Source organism: Nonomuraea dietziae (genome assembly GCF_014195505.1).
In the GTDB taxonomy this organism is placed as follows: domain Bacteria; phylum Actinomycetota; class Actinomycetes; order Streptosporangiales; family Streptosporangiaceae; genus Nonomuraea; species Nonomuraea roseola.
Map to the genome: position 1 here is coordinate 3,986,784 of NZ_JACIBV010000001.1, position 17,756 is coordinate 4,004,539.

16 protein-coding genes are annotated in these 17,756 nt (G+C 69.3%); 5 read left to right on the plus strand and 11 right to left on the minus strand.

Features of this window, described 5'->3' with window-relative positions:
- Position 1 precedes the first annotated feature (1 nt).
- From FHR33_RS18910 to FHR33_RS18930, 5 genes are all read right to left on the minus strand, one after another.
- Positions 2–514, minus strand: coding sequence for a carboxymuconolactone decarboxylase family protein (locus FHR33_RS18910; protein ID WP_183649372.1), 513 nt, complete (start codon positions 512–514; stop codon positions 2–4).
- A gap of 123 nt (positions 515–637) precedes the next feature.
- On the minus strand, positions 638–2,155 hold the full coding sequence (locus FHR33_RS18915) for a glycoside hydrolase family 13 protein (protein WP_183649375.1): 1,518 nt from the start codon (positions 2,153–2,155) through the stop codon (positions 638–640).
- 7 nt (positions 2,156–2,162) lie between these two features.
- Entirely contained in the window at positions 2,163–3,104 is a 942-nt protein-coding gene (locus FHR33_RS18920; RefSeq protein ID WP_183649378.1) for a carbohydrate ABC transporter permease, read from the minus strand.
- Positions 3,101–4,000, minus strand: coding sequence for a carbohydrate ABC transporter permease (locus tag FHR33_RS18925; protein ID WP_312896006.1), 900 nt, complete (start codon positions 3,998–4,000; stop codon positions 3,101–3,103). The genes FHR33_RS18920 and FHR33_RS18925 overlap by 4 nt, the downstream gene beginning before the upstream one ends.
- 110 nt (positions 4,001–4,110) lie before the next feature.
- Positions 4,111–5,493 carry an ABC transporter substrate-binding protein gene (locus FHR33_RS18930; RefSeq protein ID WP_183649384.1) on the minus strand — a complete coding sequence of 461 codons (1,383 nt, stop codon included), beginning with the start codon at positions 5,491–5,493 and terminating at the stop codon, positions 4,111–4,113.
- Between the two features lie 117 nt (positions 5,494–5,610).
- Between FHR33_RS18930 and FHR33_RS18935 the strand changes: the two genes are divergently transcribed.
- Positions 5,611–5,811 carry a hypothetical protein gene (locus FHR33_RS18935; protein WP_183649387.1) on the plus strand — a complete coding sequence of 67 codons (201 nt, stop codon included), beginning with the start codon at positions 5,611–5,613 and terminating at the stop codon, positions 5,809–5,811.
- 43 nt (positions 5,812–5,854) lie between these two features.
- Here the strand turns inward: FHR33_RS18935 and FHR33_RS18940 are convergent, their stop codons facing one another.
- The gene (locus tag FHR33_RS18940; RefSeq protein WP_183649390.1) at positions 5,855–6,841 is read right to left on the minus strand and encodes a LacI family DNA-binding transcriptional regulator; all 987 of its coding nucleotides are present in this window, start codon (positions 6,839–6,841) and stop codon (positions 5,855–5,857) included.
- 237 nt (positions 6,842–7,078) lie between these two features.
- Between FHR33_RS18940 and FHR33_RS18945 the strand changes: the two genes are divergently transcribed.
- From FHR33_RS18945 to FHR33_RS18955, 3 genes are all read left to right on the plus strand, one after another.
- Positions 7,079–10,609 (plus strand): galactose-binding domain-containing protein, encoded by a 3,531-nt coding sequence (locus FHR33_RS18945; RefSeq protein WP_246452008.1) that lies wholly within the window; start codon positions 7,079–7,081, stop codon positions 10,607–10,609.
- A 216-nt stretch (positions 10,610–10,825) separates the two neighbouring features.
- The gene (locus FHR33_RS18950) at positions 10,826–11,770 is read left to right on the plus strand and encodes an MBL fold metallo-hydrolase (RefSeq protein ID WP_183649396.1); all 945 of its coding nucleotides are present in this window, start codon (positions 10,826–10,828) and stop codon (positions 11,768–11,770) included.
- The gene (locus tag FHR33_RS18955) at positions 11,749–13,263 is read left to right on the plus strand and encodes an FAD-dependent monooxygenase (protein ID WP_183649399.1); all 1,515 of its coding nucleotides are present in this window, start codon (positions 11,749–11,751) and stop codon (positions 13,261–13,263) included. The genes FHR33_RS18950 and FHR33_RS18955 overlap by 22 nt, the downstream gene beginning before the upstream one ends.
- 176 nt (positions 13,264–13,439) lie before the next feature.
- Here FHR33_RS18955 and FHR33_RS18960 read toward each other — a convergent pair whose 3' ends face one another.
- The 5 genes from FHR33_RS18960 to FHR33_RS18980 form a co-directional block, all read right to left on the minus strand.
- The gene (locus tag FHR33_RS18960; RefSeq protein WP_183649402.1) at positions 13,440–14,279 is read right to left on the minus strand and encodes an alpha/beta fold hydrolase; all 840 of its coding nucleotides are present in this window, start codon (positions 14,277–14,279) and stop codon (positions 13,440–13,442) included.
- The gene (locus tag FHR33_RS18965) at positions 14,276–14,551 is read right to left on the minus strand and encodes a DUF4180 domain-containing protein (protein ID WP_183649405.1); all 276 of its coding nucleotides are present in this window, start codon (positions 14,549–14,551) and stop codon (positions 14,276–14,278) included. The genes FHR33_RS18960 and FHR33_RS18965 overlap by 4 nt, the downstream gene beginning before the upstream one ends.
- A 173-nt stretch (positions 14,552–14,724) precedes the next feature.
- The gene (locus FHR33_RS18970; protein WP_183649408.1) at positions 14,725–14,961 is read right to left on the minus strand and encodes a DUF6343 family protein; all 237 of its coding nucleotides are present in this window, start codon (positions 14,959–14,961) and stop codon (positions 14,725–14,727) included.
- Between the two features lie 55 nt (positions 14,962–15,016).
- Positions 15,017–15,715: a maleylpyruvate isomerase family mycothiol-dependent enzyme gene (locus FHR33_RS18975; protein ID WP_183649410.1), complete on the minus strand. Its 699-nt coding sequence runs from the start codon at positions 15,713–15,715 to the stop codon at positions 15,017–15,019.
- Positions 15,716–15,933: 218 nt separating this feature from the next.
- Positions 15,934–16,653: a hypothetical protein gene (locus FHR33_RS18980; RefSeq protein ID WP_183649414.1), complete on the minus strand. Its 720-nt coding sequence runs from the start codon at positions 16,651–16,653 to the stop codon at positions 15,934–15,936.
- A 171-nt stretch (positions 16,654–16,824) separates the two neighbouring features.
- Between FHR33_RS18980 and FHR33_RS18985 the strand changes: the two genes are divergently transcribed.
- Entirely contained in the window at positions 16,825–17,706 is an 882-nt protein-coding gene (locus FHR33_RS18985; RefSeq protein ID WP_183649417.1) for a sugar kinase, read from the plus strand.
- The last annotated feature ends 50 nt before the right edge of the window (positions 17,707–17,756 follow it).

The following is a 17,756-nucleotide window of genomic DNA, read 5'->3' on the forward strand; positions in this document are numbered from 1 at the left end:
TTCAGGTGACGCGGTAGACGCGCAGCTGCATGGCCAGGGTGGCGTAGTAGCCGACGAGGGTGGTGAGCTCGAAGAGGGTCCGCTCGTCGAGCGCGGCGTACTCGTCGTCGGTGAGGTCGCCGGATTCGAGCAGCCTTCGCGTCGTGGTGAGCACGGCCGCCTCGAAGGGGTCGGCGCTGTGGAGGGTGGCGAGCTCCTCCTCGGTGAGCCCCGCGGCGCGGCCCGCGCTCTCGTGGGCCCTGCGTTCGAAGGCGCTGTCCCAGTGGTCGGCGACGGTGAGGATGGCCAGCTCACGGGCGCGCGGCGGCAGGGTGGAGCGGTAGCGGATCGCCGCGCCGAGCTCCTGGAGGGCGTCGCCGACGGGCGGGCTGAGCAGCATCGCGGTGAAGGGGCCGACCAGGGCCTCCCGCTCGTCGGTCATCGACGCGCCGCGAGGGCCCGAGGTTATCTTCTCGTGCAGCGCCAACGCCTCGCCGTCCAGCTCACCTGGGGCCCGCCTGGGCAGTCTCGCCATCCGCCCACCCTAGCCCCGCGCGTCCTGGCGTTCCCCGGCGTGTACGCCTCGATCATCGTGGATCCCGCCCCGCTCCTCAGGACAGGAGTGGAACGGGGCGGGATGACGATCCGACGAGATGGCCTACTGCGTCAGCCACACCGCCGTGTCACACGGCAACGAGCCGTCCACCAGCGATCCGCTCTGCAGCAGCACCGCCTCGTGCGGCGGCAGCCGTACCGGCTCGCCGCCCAGGTTGACCACGCACGTCAGCCCCGAGTCCCGGGTGAACGCCAACACCTCGGGCCCCAGGTCGAGCCAGGTCAGCGACCCGTCGCCCAACCTGTCCCCGCGCAGGCGGAGGGCGGTGCGATAGAGGGTCAGCATGGAGCCGGGATCACCCGCCTGCGCCTCGACGGTCAGTTCCTTCCACTCCGGCGGCTGCGGCAGCCACGGCTCACCCGTGCCGGGCCCGAACCCGAACGGCGGCGCGTCGCCCGCCCACGGCAGCGGCACCCTGCACCCGTCGCGTCCTGGCACCGTGTGCCCTGACCTGGTCCACATGGGGTCCTGGCGCAGGTGGTCAGGGATGTCGTCGACCTCGGGCAGGCCGAGCTCCTCGCCCTGGTAGACGTAGACCGCGCCGGGCAGCGCCATCGCCAGCAGCGCGGCCGCCCTGGCCCTGCGATGGCCGAGCTCCAGGTCGGAGGGGGCGCCGTCCCTGCGGGCGCCGTGGTCCCACGAGGTGTCGGCCCTGCCGTACCTGGTGACCACGCGGGCGACGTCGTGGTTGGACAGCACCCACGTCGGCGGTGCTCCCACGGAGGCATGGGTGGCCAGGGTCAGCGAGATGCTGGCCCGCAGCGCGGCGGGCTCCCACGGGCAGGCCAGGAAGTCGAAGTTGAAGGCGGTGTGCAGCTCGTCGGGGCGCAGGTAGCGGGCGAAGCGCTCCTGGTCGGGCAGCCACACCTCGCCGACGAGGATCCGCTCGTCGTACTCGTCGGCCACCCGACGCCAGCTTCTGTAGATGTCGTGCACGCCGTCGAGGTCCTCGAACGAGGTCGCCGACTTGACCAGCAGCGCCGCCGAGTCGATGCGGATGCCGTCGGCGCCCCTGTCGAACCAGAAGCGCAGCACGTCGTGGAACTCCTGGTGCACGTCGGGGTTGTCCCAGTTGAAGTCGGGCTGCCCGGGGTCGAACAGGTGGAGGTACCACTGGCCGTCCTCGACCTGTGTCCAGGCGGGCCCGCCGAAGATGGAGCGCCAGTCGTTCGGCTCGTCGCGGAACCAGAAGCGGTCCCGCTTGGACCTGTCCTTCAGCGCCTCCTGGAACCAGGCGCTCGCGGTGGAGCTGTGGTTGGGCACGACGTCGATGATGATCCTGATGCCCAGCGCGTGGGCCTCCTCGATGAACGTCTCCGCCTCTTCGAGCGTGCCGAAGACCGGCTCCACGTCACGGTAGTCGGCGACGTCGTAGCCGCCGTCGGCCATCGGCGAGGGATACCAGGGGTTGAGCCAGATCGCGTTGACCCCGAGATCAGAGAGGTACGGCAGGCGCGAGCGCAGCCCGGCCAGGTCACCGACGCCGTCGCCGTTCCCGTCGGCGAAACTACGCAGGTAGACCTGGTAGATCGCGGCTCCCCGCCACCACGTGTCGGACATTGCGCTCCTAACCCTTGAGGCTTCCGGCGGTGAGCCCCGCCATGATGTGCCGTTGGAAGAACAGGAAGATGACGATCGTCGGGATGCTGGCGATCACCAGGGCGGCGGTGAGCGCGTTGGTCGGCATCGTCTGCGACAGCGAGTTGATGGCTACGCTCACGGTCATGCTGTCGGTGTCGGGCAGGACCAGCAGCGGATAGAGGAAGTCCTTCCACACGGCGACCACCGTGAAGATCGACACCACGCCGAGGATGGGGCGCGAGACCGGCAGCACGATCGACCACAGGATGCGCGCGGGCGAGGCGCCGTCCATCTCCGCCGCCTCGATGAGCTCTCTCGGGATGGAGTCGAAGAAGCGCTTGAGCAGGAAGATGTTGAAGCCGTTCGCCGCGGCGGGCAGCCAGATCGCCCACGGGCTGTTGAGCAGGTCGAGGTCGACGATCGTCACGAACAGCGGCAGCATCAGCACCATGGGCGGGATCATCAGGGTCGCGAGCATCATCCCGGTGATCAGCTTGCCGAACATCGGCCGCAGCTTCGACAGCGCGAAGGCGGCCGAGACGTCGACGGCCAGCGTGAACAGCCACGCGCCCACGGCGTAGATCGCGGTGTTCTTCAGCAGCAGGCCGAGGTCGAGCAGGTTCCACGCCTCGATGTAGGCGTCGAAGCTCGGATCCTGAGGGACGAGCGTCGGCGGGATCTGGTCGAGCTCCTCCGGCGCCTTCAGCGCTCCCGTGACCATCCAGTAGAGCGGGAACATGAAGATCGCGGTGAAGGCGACGACCATCCCCACCAGCACGATCCAGTAGATCGTCCTGCCCCTGCGGGTGTTGAGCTGGTGAGGGGAGACCAGGGTGCGGAACTGCGTCTCGATCCTGCGCCGCGCGAGCCTGCGGGGCCTGGTCCTGCGGGGCTTGGTCCTGCGGTGCCGTACGGCGGTGGCGATCATGTGTTCTCCCGCGAGACGCGCAGGTACACGGCGGAGAAGACGATCAGAACGATCATGAGCATGAGGCCCATCGCGCTGCCGCCGCCGAAGTTCCCGAAGTTGAAGGCGTACTGGTACATCAGGTAGGCCACGGTCACGGTGGCGTTCTCAGGTCCGCCGCCGGTGAGCATGAACGGCTCGATGAACACCTGCATGGTCGCGATGACCTGCAGGAGCAGCATCACCAGCAGGATCAGCTTGGTCTGCGGGATCGTGACGTGCCTGATGCGCTTGAACATGCCCGCGCCGTCGAGCTCGGCCGCCTCGTAGAGCTCGCTCGGGATGGTCTGCAGGGCCGCCAGGTAGATGAGCGTGCCGCTGCCGAGGTTCATCCAGGTGGAGACGATGACCAGGGAGATGAGCGCGGTGTCGGTGGAGTCGAGCCAGGCCAGACCCGGCAGGTGGAAGAAGCCGAGAATCTGGTTGAACAGGCCGGGCCCCGGGTCGTAGAACCACTTGAACAGCAGCACGGAGACGGCCGGCGGGAGCATGACGGGCAGGTAGACCACGAAACGCAGGTACGCCTTGGCGTGCCGCAGCTCGTTGAGGATGACGGCCGCGCAGAACGGGATCACGTAGCCGATCAGAAGGGCGAGCCCGGTGAAGGCGGCGGTGTTGATCCAGGCCTGGGCGAAGGCAGGGTCCTCGACCACCGTCTCGAAGTTGTCGAGACCCACCCACGTGGGGGCGTCGACGAAGTTGTTCTCCTGCAGGCTCAGGAGGACTTCCCTGACCATCGGGTACCACGAGAAGAGGCCGAAGCAGATCAGGGCGGCGACCAGGAAGCCGTAGGCGGTGAGGTTGCGTCTGGCCTCGCGTCCCCTTCGTGACGGCGGCCTTCTCCCCACACTTGCCACGTTCAACGGTTACTCCAGTGATTCGGCGACCGGCCGCCGTCCGGAGGGTCGTGTGGGTGACGACCCTCCGGGAGACGATGGTCGGGATCGGGCGGACCGGCGGCAGGAGGCTAGCTCGCCTTGCTCAGCACGTCGTTGACCTTGGCCTCCGCCTCGGCGAGCAGCTGGTCGATGTCGGCGTCCTGACGGGTCAGCACCGCGGACATCGGGGTGTCGAGGATCTGGAAGATCTGCTGGTTCATGGGCGGCTCGAGCTTGAGCGGGATGTCGGCCGACCCCTCCACGTACGCGGCGAAGTTCTCCGTCGGCAGCGTCGAGTTCGCCTTGCGCAGCTCGAGGAGCTTCTGGCCGGTCGGGCTGTCGCCCCACACGTTGTTGTCAGGCAGGCCGACGGCCCGCCCCGTCGCCTTCTGACGCGCGTAGTCGAACTGGCCCCTGCCGGGCGTGAGCACGTAGTAGTCGAGCCAGAGCAGTCCTGCCTTGATCTGCTCGGGGGTGGCCTTGGGGTTGAACATGTACCCGTCCCCGCCGCCCAGCGTGGCCTTGGCCTCGGGGAAGGCGGCCAGACCGAAGTCCTCGTACTTGGCCTTGCGGTTGTCGTGCAGCTCGGTGATGACGTCGGGCGCGCCGAGGATCATGCCCATCTTGCCCGCGCCCATGAGCCGCATGAGGTCGTCCCACTGGTAGAGCTGCTTGGTGCCCATGCTGTTGTCGGTCCAGCGCATGTCCTTCAGGTTCTGCAGGACCGCCTTCCCCTCGGGGGTGTTGAAGGCCGCCTTCTTGCCGGTCTCGTCGACGACCGCGCCGCCCCTGCCGTAGATGGACTGGGTGAAGTGCCAGCCGCCGGTGTTGCCCGCGCTGTACTCGCCGTAGCCGATGTAGCCGGGGCCGAGCGCGCTGATCTTCTTGGCCACCTCGCGGATCTCCGCCCAGGTCTTGGGCGGGGTGTTCGGGTCAAGACCGGCCTGAGTGAACAGCTTGCGGTTGTAGACCAGACCGACCTTGTAATTCCCGCGCGGAACGCCGTAAATCTTGCCGTCGACCGTGTACGCGGCCATCACGCTGGGGTCGATGTCCTTGAGCGTGGTGATGGTGTCCGCGTAGGCGGTGATATCGGCGGCCTGGCCCGCCTTGATCGCGGTCTGCACGTCGCCGAAGTAGCCGTAGAAGACGTCCTCCATCTGGCCACCCGCCAGCTTGGCGTCGTACGTCTTCACGTCGTGGCAGGGGAAGCCGTCCTTGCTGTCGATCGTGATGTGCGGGTGCAGCTTCTGGAAGGCGGCGACGTCGTCGTCCCAGTCCTTGCGCTGGAGAGGGTTGGTCTTGGGCGGCTGGCAGCCGACGGAGATCGTGACGGGTGCGGCGGCCTTGGCCGACCCGCCGGGCGCCGAGGCGGCGGGCGCGGGCTGTTCGGCCGTGGAACCGCATGCCGCGACCGACAGGCCGAGGCCGGTGACGATCAGCAGGCCGAGTGCTCTGCGGGAGCTGCTCATCGGTCTGGACCCTTCTGATGGGGATGGGGAGGGTCCACACGATAAGCAGCGCCGACACATTCTTGCAATAATTTGACAGCAGATTGAAATATAACGACTAAGTGACGGACGCCACTGATGCCTTCTCAGCAGACAGCCGTGCAGGAAGGCCTGCGCGCCGGAGGTGCCCCTGTCGGCGAGTTCCCCGCCGACGGGAGCGGCAGCGGCCTGCTCGTGGCGGAGATCCGCGCTATGGGGGAGGAAGCTCCCTACGGCGGCGGCTCGACGACCTGGCCGAGGGACGCGAATGGACGCCGAGGGACGCGGGTGGACGCCTAGGGACGCGGGCAGGCGTCCTCCGGCCTCGCAGGCCGGTGGCGGGTCAGTGGACGCGGGCGGTGGAGGCCCTGACGACCAGCTCGGGTTCGAAGAGCAGCTCGTCGGCCGGGACGACCGCCTTGTCGATCAGCGCGACCAGCAGGTCCACGGCGGCGCGGCCCATGGCGTCGATGGGCTGGCGGACCGTGGTGAGCGGCGGGTCGGTGCAGGTCATGAGGGCCGAGTCGTCGTACCCGATCACCGACAGGTCGTCGGGGACCTTGAGCCCCGCTCGCCTGGCCGCCCTGATCGTGCCCAGGGCCAGCATGTCGCTGGCGCAGATGACACCGGTCGCGCCCTTGCGCACCAGCCTGGTCGCGGCGGCGTGGCCGCCCTCCAGGGAGAACATCGTGTACTCCACCAGGTCGGCGTCGCAGCCGAGTGACAGGAAGGCCTCGAGCTTGCGGCGGGAGGGCATGTGGTCCTTGGGGCCGAGGACCATGCCGACGCGCTCGTGGCCGAGCGCGCGCAGATGGCCCACCGCCATCTCGGCCGCGACCGCGTCGTCGGAGGAGACCTGAGGGAAGCCGAGGTGTTCGACGGCGGCGTTCACCAGGACGGTCGGGAGTTTGCGCTCGAGGATGAGCTCGTAGTGATCGTGGGAGGCGTCGGCCTGGGCGTAGAGTCCGCCCGCGAACACGACGCCCGACACCTGCTGCTGCAGCAGCAGCTCGACGTAGTCGGCCTCGGAGACGCCCCCGACGGTCCTGGTGCACAGGACGCTGGTGAACCCCTGCTGGGCCAGCGCGCCGCCGACCACCTCGGCGAAGGCGGGGAAGATCGGGTTCTGCAGCTCGGGCAGCACCAGCCCGACCAGGCGGGCGCGATCGCCGCGCAGCTGGGTGGGGCGCTCGTAGCCGAGCACGTCGAGCGCGGTCAGCACGGCCTCGCGAGTGGCCTCGGAGACCCCGGGCTTCCCGTTCAGCACGCGGCTGACCGTGGCCTCGCTAACCCCGACCTTCTTGGCCACCTCGGCAAGTCGTCGCGTCATGCGCAAACTATACGCCGTTCACCGTAAGTGCTTGCAACCACTTGCGCTCATCCGGCATCACCGCTTGCGACGGCGTTTCGGGTTCTTGGGCGCACGCCGAGCGGCCCCACCTGCGCCAGCCACCGCAGGGAGCGCTCCATGGAAGTAATCGTTGATTTGCGAAACTACGTCGAAATATTGCAGACATTTGTCCGCCATCTTATGGTGCAGCCACTCCCCATCACGAAGGGTCTGCCCATGAGACGCACCCTCGCGTTACTCGCCGCCTTGGCGCTCGCAGTCCTGGGCCACGCGCCACCCGCCTGGTCGGCGGGGCCCAATCTCGCCGCGGGCAAGCAGGTGTCCGCGAGCAGCCACACCGACGTCTACGCCGCGGGCCGCGCCAACGACGGCGACCAGGCCACCTACTGGGAGAGCGCCAACAACGCCTTCCCCCAGTGGATCCAGATCGACCTCGGCTCGGTCGTCAGCGTCAACGAGGTCGTGCTCAAGCTGCCGTCCAGCTGGCAGAGCCGTACGCAGACGCTGACCGTCCAGGGCAGCACCGACGGATCGACCTTCACCACGCTGTCCGCCTCGGCGGCCCGCACCTTCAACCCGACCGCGACGATCACCTTCGCGCAGGCCGGCGCCCGCTACGTGCGAGTCACGATCACCGCCAACACCGGCTGGCCCGCGGGGCAGCTGAGCGAGTTCGAGGTCTACGGCCCGGTCACAGGGCCCGACACGCAGGCCCCGACCGCCCCCGGCGACCTGACCTACACCGAGCCGTCCACCGGGCAGATCAGGCTCGCCTGGCAGGCCTCGACCGACAACGTCGGCGTGACCGGCTACGACATCTACGCCAACAACGCCCTTCGTGGCACGGTCGCCGGGAACATCGTCACCTACACCGACAGCCAGCCTGCAGGCGCCACCGTGTCGTACCACGTCAGAGCCAAGGACGCGGCCGGCAACCAGTCTCCTGACAGCAACACCGTCACCCGGCAGGGCTCCGGAGGCGGCGGCGCCAACCTCGCCCAGGGCAAGCCCATCACCGCCTCGGGCTCCACCTGGGTCTACAACCCGGGGAACGCCAACGACGGCGACCTCACCACCTACTGGGAGGGCGGCGGCGGCTACCCGAACACGCTGACCGTGCAGCTCGGCTCGAACGCCGACGTCAGCTCGGTCGTGCTGAAGCTCAACCCCGACAGCGCGTGGGGCGCCCGCACCCAGACCCTCCAGGTGCTCGGCAGGGAGCAGGGCTCCTCGACCTTCACCTCGCTGAAGTCCTCGGCCTCCTACGCCTTCAACCCCTCCAGCGGCAACACGGTGACGATCCCTGTCAGCGGGAGGGTCGCCGACGTGCGCCTGTCCTTCACCGCCAACACCGGCGCCCCGAACGGGCAGGTGGCCGAGTTCCAGGTCGTCGGAGTCCCCGCGCCCAACCCCGACCTGACGATCACCGGCATGACGGTGTCGCCTGGCGCGCCCGTCGAGAGCGACGCCATCACCCTGTCGGCCACCGTCAGGAACGCGGGCACCCAGGCCTCCGGCGCCACCGACGTCACCTTCCACCTCGGCACCACCAAGGTCGGCACCGCCAGCGTGGGCGCGCTCCCCGCGGGCGCCTCCGCCACCGTCTCGTCGAACATCGGCACCCGTACGGCCGGAACGTACGCCGTCTCGGCCAAGGTCGACGAGGCCGACTCCGTCATCGAGCAGAACGAGACCAACAACGCCCACACCCACCCCGCCCAGCTGGTCGTCAAACCCGTCGACAGCGCCGACCTGCTCGCCTCGCCCGTCGGCTGGACACCGGGCAACCCGGCGAGGGGCGACACCGTCACCTTCACCGTCGCGATCAAGAACCAGGGCACCGTGGCCTCGGCACCCGGCGCGCACGGCATCACGCTGACGGTGACCAACGAGGCGGGCACCGTGGTCAAGACCCTCACCGGCGCACACAACGGGATCGTCAACGCGGGGGCGACCACCGTGCCCGTCACCCTCGGCACCTGGACCGCGGCCGACGGCAGGTACACGGTCAAGACCGTCATCGCCGACGACGCCAACGAGCTGCCCGTCAAGCGGGCCAACAACACCACGACCCAGCCGCTGTTCGTGGGACGCGGCGCGAGCCTGCCGTACGACATGTACGAGGCGGAGGACGGCACGCTGGGTGGCGGCGCCCAGCTCGTCGGCCCGAACAGGACCATCGGCGACCTGGCGGGCGAGGCGTCGGGGCGCAGGGCGGTCACGCTCAACACGACAGGCGCCTCGGTCGAGTTCGTCACCAAGGCGGCGGCCAACACGCTGGTCACCCGGTTCTCCGTCCCCGACGGCACCACCTCGACGCTGAACGTCTACGTCGACGGCGCCTTCCTCAAGGCGATCAACCTGACCTCCAAGCACGCCTGGCTGTACGGCAAGGAGGACAGCCCGAGCAACTCGCCTGGCGCGGGAGCTCCTCGTCACATCTACGACGAGGCCAACCTCGTGCTCGGCACGACCGTGGCCAAGGGCAGCAGGATCAGACTGCAGAAGGACGCCGCCAACAGCGGCACGTTCGCGATCGACTTCATCAACCTGGAGCTGGCCACCGCCCTGCCCAACCCCGATCCGGCGCGCTATGCCGTACCGGCCGGGTTCACCCACCAGGACGTCCAGAACGCGCTCGACAGGGCGCGCCAGGACGCCAACCTGGTCGGCGTCTACCTGCCCGCGGGCGACTACCCGACGGCTCAGAAGTTCCAGGTGTACGGCAAGGCCGTCAAGGTGGCCGGCGCTGGGCCGTGGTTCACCCGGTTCGTCTCCCCTGTCACGCAGGAGAACACCGACGTCGGCTTCAGGGTGGAGAGTTCGGCGAACGGCTCGTCGTTCAGCGGGTTCGCCTCCTTCGGCAACTACACCACCAGGAACGACGGCCCCGGCAAGGTCTGGGACCTCACCGGCGTCTCGAACGTGACCATGGACAACATCTGGGTGGAGCACCAGATGTGCATGTTCTGGGGAGCCAACGTCCACAACATCACGATCACGAACTCCCGCATCCGTGACACGTTCGCCGACGGGGTCAACATGACCAACGGCAGTACGAACAACACCGTCAGGAACGTGGAGGCGCGCTCCACCGGCGACGACAGCTTCGCGCTGTTCGCCGCCACCGACTCCAACGACGCCGACCAGACGGGCAACGTCTACGAGAACCTGACCGCGACGCTGACGTGGCGGGCGGCGGGGCTGGCGGTGTACGGCGGTTCGGACAACGTCTTCCGCAACATCCACATCGCCGACATGCTCGTCTACTCCGGGATCACGATCAGCTCGCTCGACTTCGGTTATCCGATGAGGGGCTTCGGCACCACACCGACCCGGTTCGAGAACATCTCGCTCGTCAGGGCGGGCGGGCACTTCTGGGGCAACCAGACTTTCCCGGCGATCTGGCTGTTCTCCGCCTCGAAGGTGTTCCAGGGGATCAGGATCAGCAACGTGGACATCGTGGATCCGACCTACTCGGGGATCATGTTCCAGACGCAGTACCTCGGCGGCAGGCCGGTGAACCCGATCACCGACACCGTGCTGACGGACGTCTCGATCACGGGAGCGCGGAAGAGCGGTGACGCGTTCGACGCGAAGTCCGGGTTCGGGATCTGGGCCAACGAACTGCCCGAGGAGGGGCAGGGCCCCGCGGTCGGTTCGGCCACGTTCAACGGGCTGCGGATGAGCGGCAACCACACCGACGTGCGCAACACGACGTCCACCTTCACCATCACCGTCAACTAGACCGGGAGGCGCGGGCTCGGTGTGCTCCCGATCCCGCGCCTCTCCCCCGGTCTCCCCAATCCCCCGTCTCCTTGGTCTCCCCAGTCTCCCGGGGTCTCCCCGGTCTCCCGGTCTCCGCCGGTCTCCGCCGGTCTCCGCCGGTCTCCCCCGATTTTCCCAAGGCCGGCCGGGCCGCTCGCCGTGACGGTGCAGGGGTATCGGGGTAAGCAGCGGAGTATGCCCGCCTTCGCGTCCTCCGGTGATCTGGAGGAGAAGCAACAGACCCTGGAGATCGTCGGCGACGGCGTCTACGCGCTCACCGCCGAGGGCGACCCCAACGTCGGCGCGATCGAGGCCGACGACTTCCTCGTCTGCTTCGAGGCCATGGCCACCCCCACCGCCGCGAGGCAATGGCTGGCCAGGCTGCGAGAGCACACCGACAAGCCGATCCGCTACCTCGTCCTCTCGCACTACCACGCCGTCAGGGTGCTGGGCGCGTCCGCGTTCGGCGCCGACGTGATCGTCTCGCACGCCAACACCAGGGCCCTCATCGAGGAGCGCGGGCAGCAGGACTGGGAGTCGGAGTACGGCAGGATGCCCAGGCTGTTCAAGGACCCCGGCTCGATCCCCGGCCTCACCCTGCCCACGCTCACCTTCACCGACCGCCTCGCCATCGACCTCGGCGGTGGCCGCTTCCTCGAACTGCACCACCTGGGCAGGGGGCACACCGAGGGCGACATCGTGGCGTGGCTGCCGGACGAGCGGATCCTGTTCGCCGGCGACCTGGTCGAGGCCAGGGCCGCCCTCTACACCGGCGACGCCTTCCACCGCGAGTGGTCGACGACCACGCTCGACCGCGTCACCGCGCTCGGCGCCCGCACGCTGATCGGCGGACGGGGTCCGGTCACGCGCGAAGTCGGCGCGGCGATCGGGCAGACGCGCGACTTCCTCGAGGTGATGCTGCGCGAGGTCGGCGCGGCGCACGAGCGAGGCGGCACGCTGAAGGAGGCCTTCGACGCCGCCCACGCCGCCCTCGCGCCGCGGTACGGCGGGTGGCCGATCTTCGAGCACTGCTTGCCGTTCAACGTCTCCCGCCTCTGGGACGAGCTGGACGGCGTCGAGCGGCCGGTCATCTGGACGGCGGAACGGGACAGGGCGGTATGGGACCTGCTCCAGTCGTGATCGCGGGGGCGGGCCCCGTCGGGCTCGCCACCGCGCTGCTCCTGGCCCGCTGGCGGGTGCCGACCGTGCTGCTGGAGGCGGCGGCGCAGCGCGCCTGCCCCGGCTCGAAGGCGATCTGCTTCCAGCGCGACGTGCTCGACATCCTCGACCGCGTGGGCGTGGCGGGCGCCATGGTGGCCGAAGGGGTCACCTGGACCACGGGCCGCACCTACTTCCGCGAGCACGAGCTCTACTCGGTGACCTTCCCCGAGGCGGAGGTGCCGCCGTGGATCAACATCTCGCAGGCCAGGGTGGAGGAGCTGCTGTGCGCCAGGGTCGCCGCCGAGCCACTGATCGACCTCAGGCACGGCAGCCCGGTGATCGGCTACCGCGAGGACGCCGATGGGGTCGACGTTCTCACGCCCGACGGCCCCGTGCGCGGCTCGCACCTGGTCGGGGCGGACGGCCCGCGCAGCGCCGTCAGGAGGCTGGCCGACATCGCCTTTCCCGGCCGCTCGTTCGAGGACCTGTTCCTGATCTGCGACATCAAGGCGTCGCTGCCGTTCCCCAAAGAGCGCCGCTTCTACTTCGACCCACCGTGGAATCCCGGACGGCAGGTGCTGGTCCACCAGTGCCCCGACTCGGTGTGGCGGATCGACTGGCAGGTGCCTCCGGGCTTCGACCCGGCGACGGCCGACCTCGACGCCATGGTCAGGCGCATCACGGGGAGCCGGCCGTACGAGATCGTCTGGCTGACGGTCTACCGGTTCCACTCGCGGGTGGCCACCTCGCTCGGACGCGGGCGGGTCTTCCTCGCGGGCGACGCCGCGCACCTGTTCGCCCCCTTCGGGGCGCGCGGCCTGAACTCGGGGCTGCAGGACGCGGAGAACCTCGCCTGGAAGCTGGCCCTGGTACGGCGGGGCGCGCCCGATCGGCTGCTGGACTCCTACGATGCCGAGCGGCGGGCGGCGGCGCTGGTCAACCTGGCGGTGACGGCGAGGACGATGGAGTTCCTCGTGCCGCAGAGCCCGCCGCAGTGGGAGTGGCGGCGCACGGTGCTGGAGCGGGCCGTCGCCGATCCGGAGGCCAGGAAGCTGATCGACTCGGGGAAGCTGGCCGAGCCGTACTGGTATGTCGACTCCCCGCTGACCACCTCCACGGGCCCCGTGCCGGAGGAGCCCGGCGTGGCGCGGCCGCCGGTGCCGGGGGTGATCTGCCCTGACGCGCCGGTGCGGGGCGGGCGGTTGAGGCAGCGCTTCGGCGCTGGCTTCGTCGTGCTGGTCGCGCGGCCCGACAGGATCGCGCCCGCGGCCCTGGGGGCCGAGCTGGGGGTGGACGTGCCTGTCGAGGTGCTCGCGCGCTCCGAGCTCGGGCTCGACGCGGCGGTGCTCGGCGAAGGGGCGGGGCCCGACAGCGTCCACCTGGTCAGGCCCGACGGTCACCTGGCCGCGGTCCTGCCCTCGTTCTCGGCCGAGGCGCTCACGACCGCACTCCACAGGGCCGTGGGACTCTGACCCCAGAGCCCCGGGCACTGACCCCAGAGCCGCAGGGCGCTGACCCCAGAGCCGCAGGGCGCTGACGTCAGGCTTCTCTGGCTCACTTTCGATGATCTCGGTGGCAGATCGTGGCTCCGTCAGCTGGACCGGAGGACGCGAGCCCGTAGAAGTCGAAGTCGGCGCGGCCGAACAGCTCAGGCCCGGAGGAACTCGGCGATCGGCTCGGCCTGGCCGAAGACGGCGTGACCGACCTCGGGGAGCAGCTTCACGGTCGAGCGCGAGACGCACTCACGGACGCGCCGCGCGGTCTGGTGGGAGTCGAACATGGCGTCATTGCCACCGACGATGACGAGTACGGGCATGGTGAGGCCGCGCAACGCGTCGTCGGAGAACACCGGGAGCTTCTCCCTGCGCGGGTTGAAGTGCGTGAACGTCAGGACGACGGCGTCGAGCGCCTGCCGGTCCTTCTCCGCGTCCAGTCCTGCGACAGCCATCGCCGACTCGCGCAGTCCGCCGCGCCGGAACGGGCGGGTCAGCAGGGCCTTGAAGATCCAGCCGACCTTCTGCCGCCCCACGCCGCCGGGGCACATCAGGGCCAGGCGGGTCACTCGTTCTGGACGGCGGACGGCGTAGTCCAGGGCCGTCCAGCCGCCGAGGGATGTGCCGACGAACGCGGCGTCGGTGATCCCGAGCCCTTCCAGTACGTCGTCCAGCCAGAGTGATACGGCGTCGGAGTCCAGGGCGGGGCGCGAGGGTGCGCTCAGGCCTGGCTCACCGACGAGGTCGACGGCATACGTGCGGAAGTGCTGAGACCAGGTGGCGACATCTCCTCGCCACATCGACGTGTTCGCACCGGAGCCGTGCAGCAGCACCAGAGGCGGCGCGTCCTGCGGGCCGGAGACGAGGACGAAGGTCTCGCCCTCGCGAGTCGGCACCCGTACGTGCTCGGCGGGAAGCGGCCAGGCGTCCAGCACCTGCCGGTAGTGGTCGCGGAGCTCGCGTTCACCGGCCTCGGACTTGTAGATCATGGTCATGACGACTGCGCCCCCACTCGCGCGTCGAGCGCGTCGAGCGCGTCGAGATCTGGAACGAACCGCACGTCGCCGGACCTGTTCGGTTCGCCGACGAGCGCGCGCGGAGCAGAACTGACCGCCAGACATGAGATGTCGCCGACGACCACAAGCTTCGGTCCGTAGTTGACGAACTTCCGCATGAGCTCGCCCGCGAAACGGGTGCCCAGCGAGAAGAACCGCTCGTCCAGGCGGGCCGCGGGCACCGCCATCATGTCCTGTTGCGGCATGGCCATCGGGACCACCTCCTTGGCAGCAGTGAAGACCTTGTCACCGTGTCAAGGTCAAGTGGGGTCACGGCGCGAGATCTCCAGGCATCCTCTGGCGGCGCCGGCGAAGGATCCATCCGTCCAGCAGGTGACCCTCGCGAGGGAGCCAGAACCCCTCGGGACCGCGGGACGCTGACGTCTCAGCGACCCGGGCGGCGCAGCAGCACGGCCAGGTCGACGGCGGCGAGCAGCGCGACCGCGTACGCGATGGCCGCCTCCCACCACCAGACCTCCGCCCCCGTGCTCACCGCCCGCACGGTGAAGAAGACCGCGGCGACCAGCGCCACCGGCAGCGCGATGGCGGACAGGATCTTCCTGGCCCGCCTCGGGCTGCGGGCGGTGGCCGGCTCGGTTCCCGCCCGGTCACGCAACCACATGCTCGGCCTCCTTTCTGACGAGGCACCCCAAGCGAGGCACCTCAGACGCGACACCTCAGGCGAGGCATCGCAGGGCCGTGGCGAGGCGGGGGTCGAGCTCATGCTCGGGCAGGGTCCTGCCGACCGTCGCGTCGACGAACTCGGGGAAGGACATCGACCTGCTCACCCCGTCGGCGTGGACCCAGACCTGTTCGGCCGTCGGCTCCACCTGCGCCTTGGACCCCTGCTCGGCCAGCACGTGCCTGGCCAGCATCAGCCGCCACCAGATGCGGTCGTCCAGCTCGGCGTCCGCGACGGGCGCGCCCACGTCGTCGGCGTGGGTGGCGTACTCCGAGGCGTAGTGGAAGGTCTGCAGGCCGGCGGGGTAGGGCCCGGCGGAGGTCTGCAGTGTCCCTTCGCGGCCGAGCGCCCTCATCCGCTCACGGGTCTGGCCGTTCTTGGTCCGCCACTCCTCCAGCACCTGCTCGACGGGCAGGGCGCGGCGCTGCCGTACGCACCACTCGTTGAACCCGTCGAACCCCGTGACGCCCTCGGCCTCGACCATGGCGAAGAAGCCCTGCACGTCGCCGTCGAGGCAGGCGTGGTTGTAGAGCTCCTCGCCCGCCAGGTGCCCGAGCACGTCGCGCACGGACCAGCCGTCGCAGCGCGAGGGCCGGTGCCACCCCTCCTCGTCGAGCGAGGCGAAGTGCCGGTCGAGCCTGGCCGCCTCGGTGTCGAAGAGGTCGAAGGGGTCGAAATCCTCCAGCTGCTTCATATGAACCCCGTTACCCAGGGTGTCCGCCGTCACTCATCAGCCCGCCGCCCGCGAACGCGAACGCTGCCGCGAACGCGAGAACGCCGGCCCGCTGGAGAGCGGACCGGCGTTCTGAGTGAGACCCGGTTCTCAGGAAGACCCGGTTCTCAGGAAGACCCGGTTCTCAGTGAGAACTGGTCTCAGTGAGACCGGTTCTCGGTGAGACCTAGTGGTGGTGCTCAGCGGTGGTAGCGGTAGACGCGCACCCAGTCGCTGCGGCTCTCGGAGCCGTTGGTCTCGTCGTCACCCTCGTACACGGCCTTGAACGTGCCGCTCTTCCAGGCGCGGGTCTTCGCGGAGAACTTGCCGCCCCACCGGCTCTCGGTGCGGGTGACGTACTTCCAGCCGCTGGAGCCGCTGGCGCGGAAGTAGATCTCGACGTCGCCCCCGCGCACGCCCTCCCAGCCGTCCTCGTCCGCCTGGAGGCGACCGGAGAACCAGATGGTGCGACCCTTCTTCACGGGGTCGGGGCTGGCCTTGAAGCTGGAGATGCGGGTGTCGGCCTTGCCGGCCTGGATCTCGACCTCGAAGTAGGCCTTGTCGCGGTCGGTCTCGCCGTCCTTCTTGGCGGTGGCGGTGGCCCGCCACTTGCCCGCGTCGCCGGAGTTGAACGGCACCGTGAACTTCCAGTGGTCGCCGTCAGGGATGGCGGTGACGTTCTTGGCCGCGAACGTGCGCACATCGCCGACCGGCTCGACCTTGAGCTCGACGTTGGCGCCCTTGGTGACGTCGACGTAGAAGCTCGCGGTGGCCTCGCCGCCCTTGGCGACGACTACCGGGTCAGGGTTGATGTCCTCGATCTGCACGTCGAGAGCGGTGGCCTGCGCGGCCGCTCCGCCGGTGACAAGCAGAGCGCCACCCATGGTGGCGGCGATGAGTCCTGCTGCGATCTTCTTCATGAGGGTGCTGATTCCTCTCCCCGTGTCGATGGGGTCAGGCTCGGGATTGCCCGACCCCCTCTATCACTTAGAGGCACCCTAGCCAGAAAAGGTTGGCTCAAGATGCGGAAAAGTTTTGATCACAAACTCGACATAGGTGTGACCTGGGGTTCTTGTGTGAAAAATTGTGACATGAGCGATGTCTATACGTTGGGTGAGCCCCTGGGCGTGGTGGCCAGTGGAAGGGTCCGTCACGACAGCGAGGCCCGACTCGACGTGGGCGGTGCCGAACTGACTCTGGCGATCGCCCTGGCCAGGCTCGGCCACCGGGTGAGCTACCTCGGCAAGGTGGGCGCGGACGAGCTCGGCGCCAGGATCGTCACGGTGCTGCGCGGCGAGGGCGTCGACCTGTCCGACCTTCGCGAGGACGAGACGGCGCCCACCGGGCTGCTGCTGAAGGAGTCGAGGGTCGGGCAGAGCCCGCACGTCGTCCACTACCGGCACCGCTCGGCCGGTTCCAGGCTCTCGCCGGGGAACGTGCCGATCGACAGGATCGCCGCCTCCCGCCTCCTGCACGTCACCGGCGTGACGCCCGCGCTCGGCCGCGACCCCCGCGACGCCGTCGAGTCGGCCGTGGGCGCGGCGCTGACGGCAGGCGTCCCGGTGTCGGTTTCGGTCGACTACCGGCCGGAGCTGTGGCCTTCGCTGGCGGAGGCGGAGGAGGTACTCGGTGACCTGGCGCGCAGGGCGGCTCTGCTGTTCGTCAGACAGGACGAGCTCGACCTGGTCAAGCCCGCCCTCACCCCCGACAGGGAGGTCGTCGTGACGCGCGGGGAGAAGGGCGCCAGCGTGCGCTCGGCGGGCATGCGCCACGACGCGGCGAGCGTGTCCGTGCCGGTGGTCGACCCGACGGGCGCGCACGAGGCGTTCGTCGCGGGCTACCTCAGCGCCGTGCTCGACGGCCTGACCCCGCAGGAGCGCCTGACCAGAGGCACCCTGCTCGGCGCGGCCGCCGTCACGAGCGCGAGCGACTGGCAGGGCCTGCCCACCCGCGCCGAACTGCTCAACCGATAGGCAGCCCGCCTGCCGACCGCATTCGCATCACCGACATGAAGGGCAGGCAA

Excerpts from the sequence above, each read along its gene's own strand:
- FHR33_RS18910 (WP_183649372.1), bottom strand. The coding sequence starts at position 514 with ATGGCGAGACTGCCCAGGCGGGCCCCAGGTGAGCTGGACGGCGAGGCG.
- FHR33_RS18915 (WP_183649375.1), bottom strand. The coding sequence starts at position 2,155 with ATGTCCGACACGTGGTGGCGGGGAGCCGCGATCTACCAGGTCTACCTG.
- FHR33_RS18920 (WP_183649378.1), bottom strand. The coding sequence starts at position 3,104 with ATGATCGCCACCGCCGTACGGCACCGCAGGACCAAGCCCCGCAGGACC.
- FHR33_RS18930 (WP_183649384.1), bottom strand. The coding sequence starts at position 5,493 with ATGAGCAGCTCCCGCAGAGCACTCGGCCTGCTGATCGTCACCGGCCTC.
- FHR33_RS18935 (WP_183649387.1), top strand. The coding sequence starts at position 5,611 with ATGCCTTCTCAGCAGACAGCCGTGCAGGAAGGCCTGCGCGCCGGAGGT.
- FHR33_RS18940 (WP_183649390.1), bottom strand. The coding sequence starts at position 6,841 with ATGACGCGACGACTTGCCGAGGTGGCCAAGAAGGTCGGGGTTAGCGAG.
- FHR33_RS18945 (WP_246452008.1), top strand. The coding sequence starts at position 7,079 with ATGAGACGCACCCTCGCGTTACTCGCCGCCTTGGCGCTCGCAGTCCTG.
- FHR33_RS18950 (WP_183649396.1), top strand. The coding sequence starts at position 10,826 with ATGCCCGCCTTCGCGTCCTCCGGTGATCTGGAGGAGAAGCAACAGACC.
- FHR33_RS18955 (WP_183649399.1), top strand. The coding sequence starts at position 11,749 with ATGGGACCTGCTCCAGTCGTGATCGCGGGGGCGGGCCCCGTCGGGCTC.
- FHR33_RS18960 (WP_183649402.1), bottom strand. The coding sequence starts at position 14,279 with ATGACCATGATCTACAAGTCCGAGGCCGGTGAACGCGAGCTCCGCGAC.
- FHR33_RS18965 (WP_183649405.1), bottom strand. The coding sequence starts at position 14,551 with ATGGCCATGCCGCAACAGGACATGATGGCGGTGCCCGCGGCCCGCCTG.
- FHR33_RS18970 (WP_183649408.1), bottom strand. The coding sequence starts at position 14,961 with ATGTGGTTGCGTGACCGGGCGGGAACCGAGCCGGCCACCGCCCGCAGC.
- FHR33_RS18975 (WP_183649410.1), bottom strand. The coding sequence starts at position 15,715 with ATGAAGCAGCTGGAGGATTTCGACCCCTTCGACCTCTTCGACACCGAG.
- FHR33_RS18980 (WP_183649414.1), bottom strand. The coding sequence starts at position 16,653 with ATGAAGAAGATCGCAGCAGGACTCATCGCCGCCACCATGGGTGGCGCT.
- FHR33_RS18985 (WP_183649417.1), top strand. The coding sequence starts at position 16,825 with ATGAGCGATGTCTATACGTTGGGTGAGCCCCTGGGCGTGGTGGCCAGT.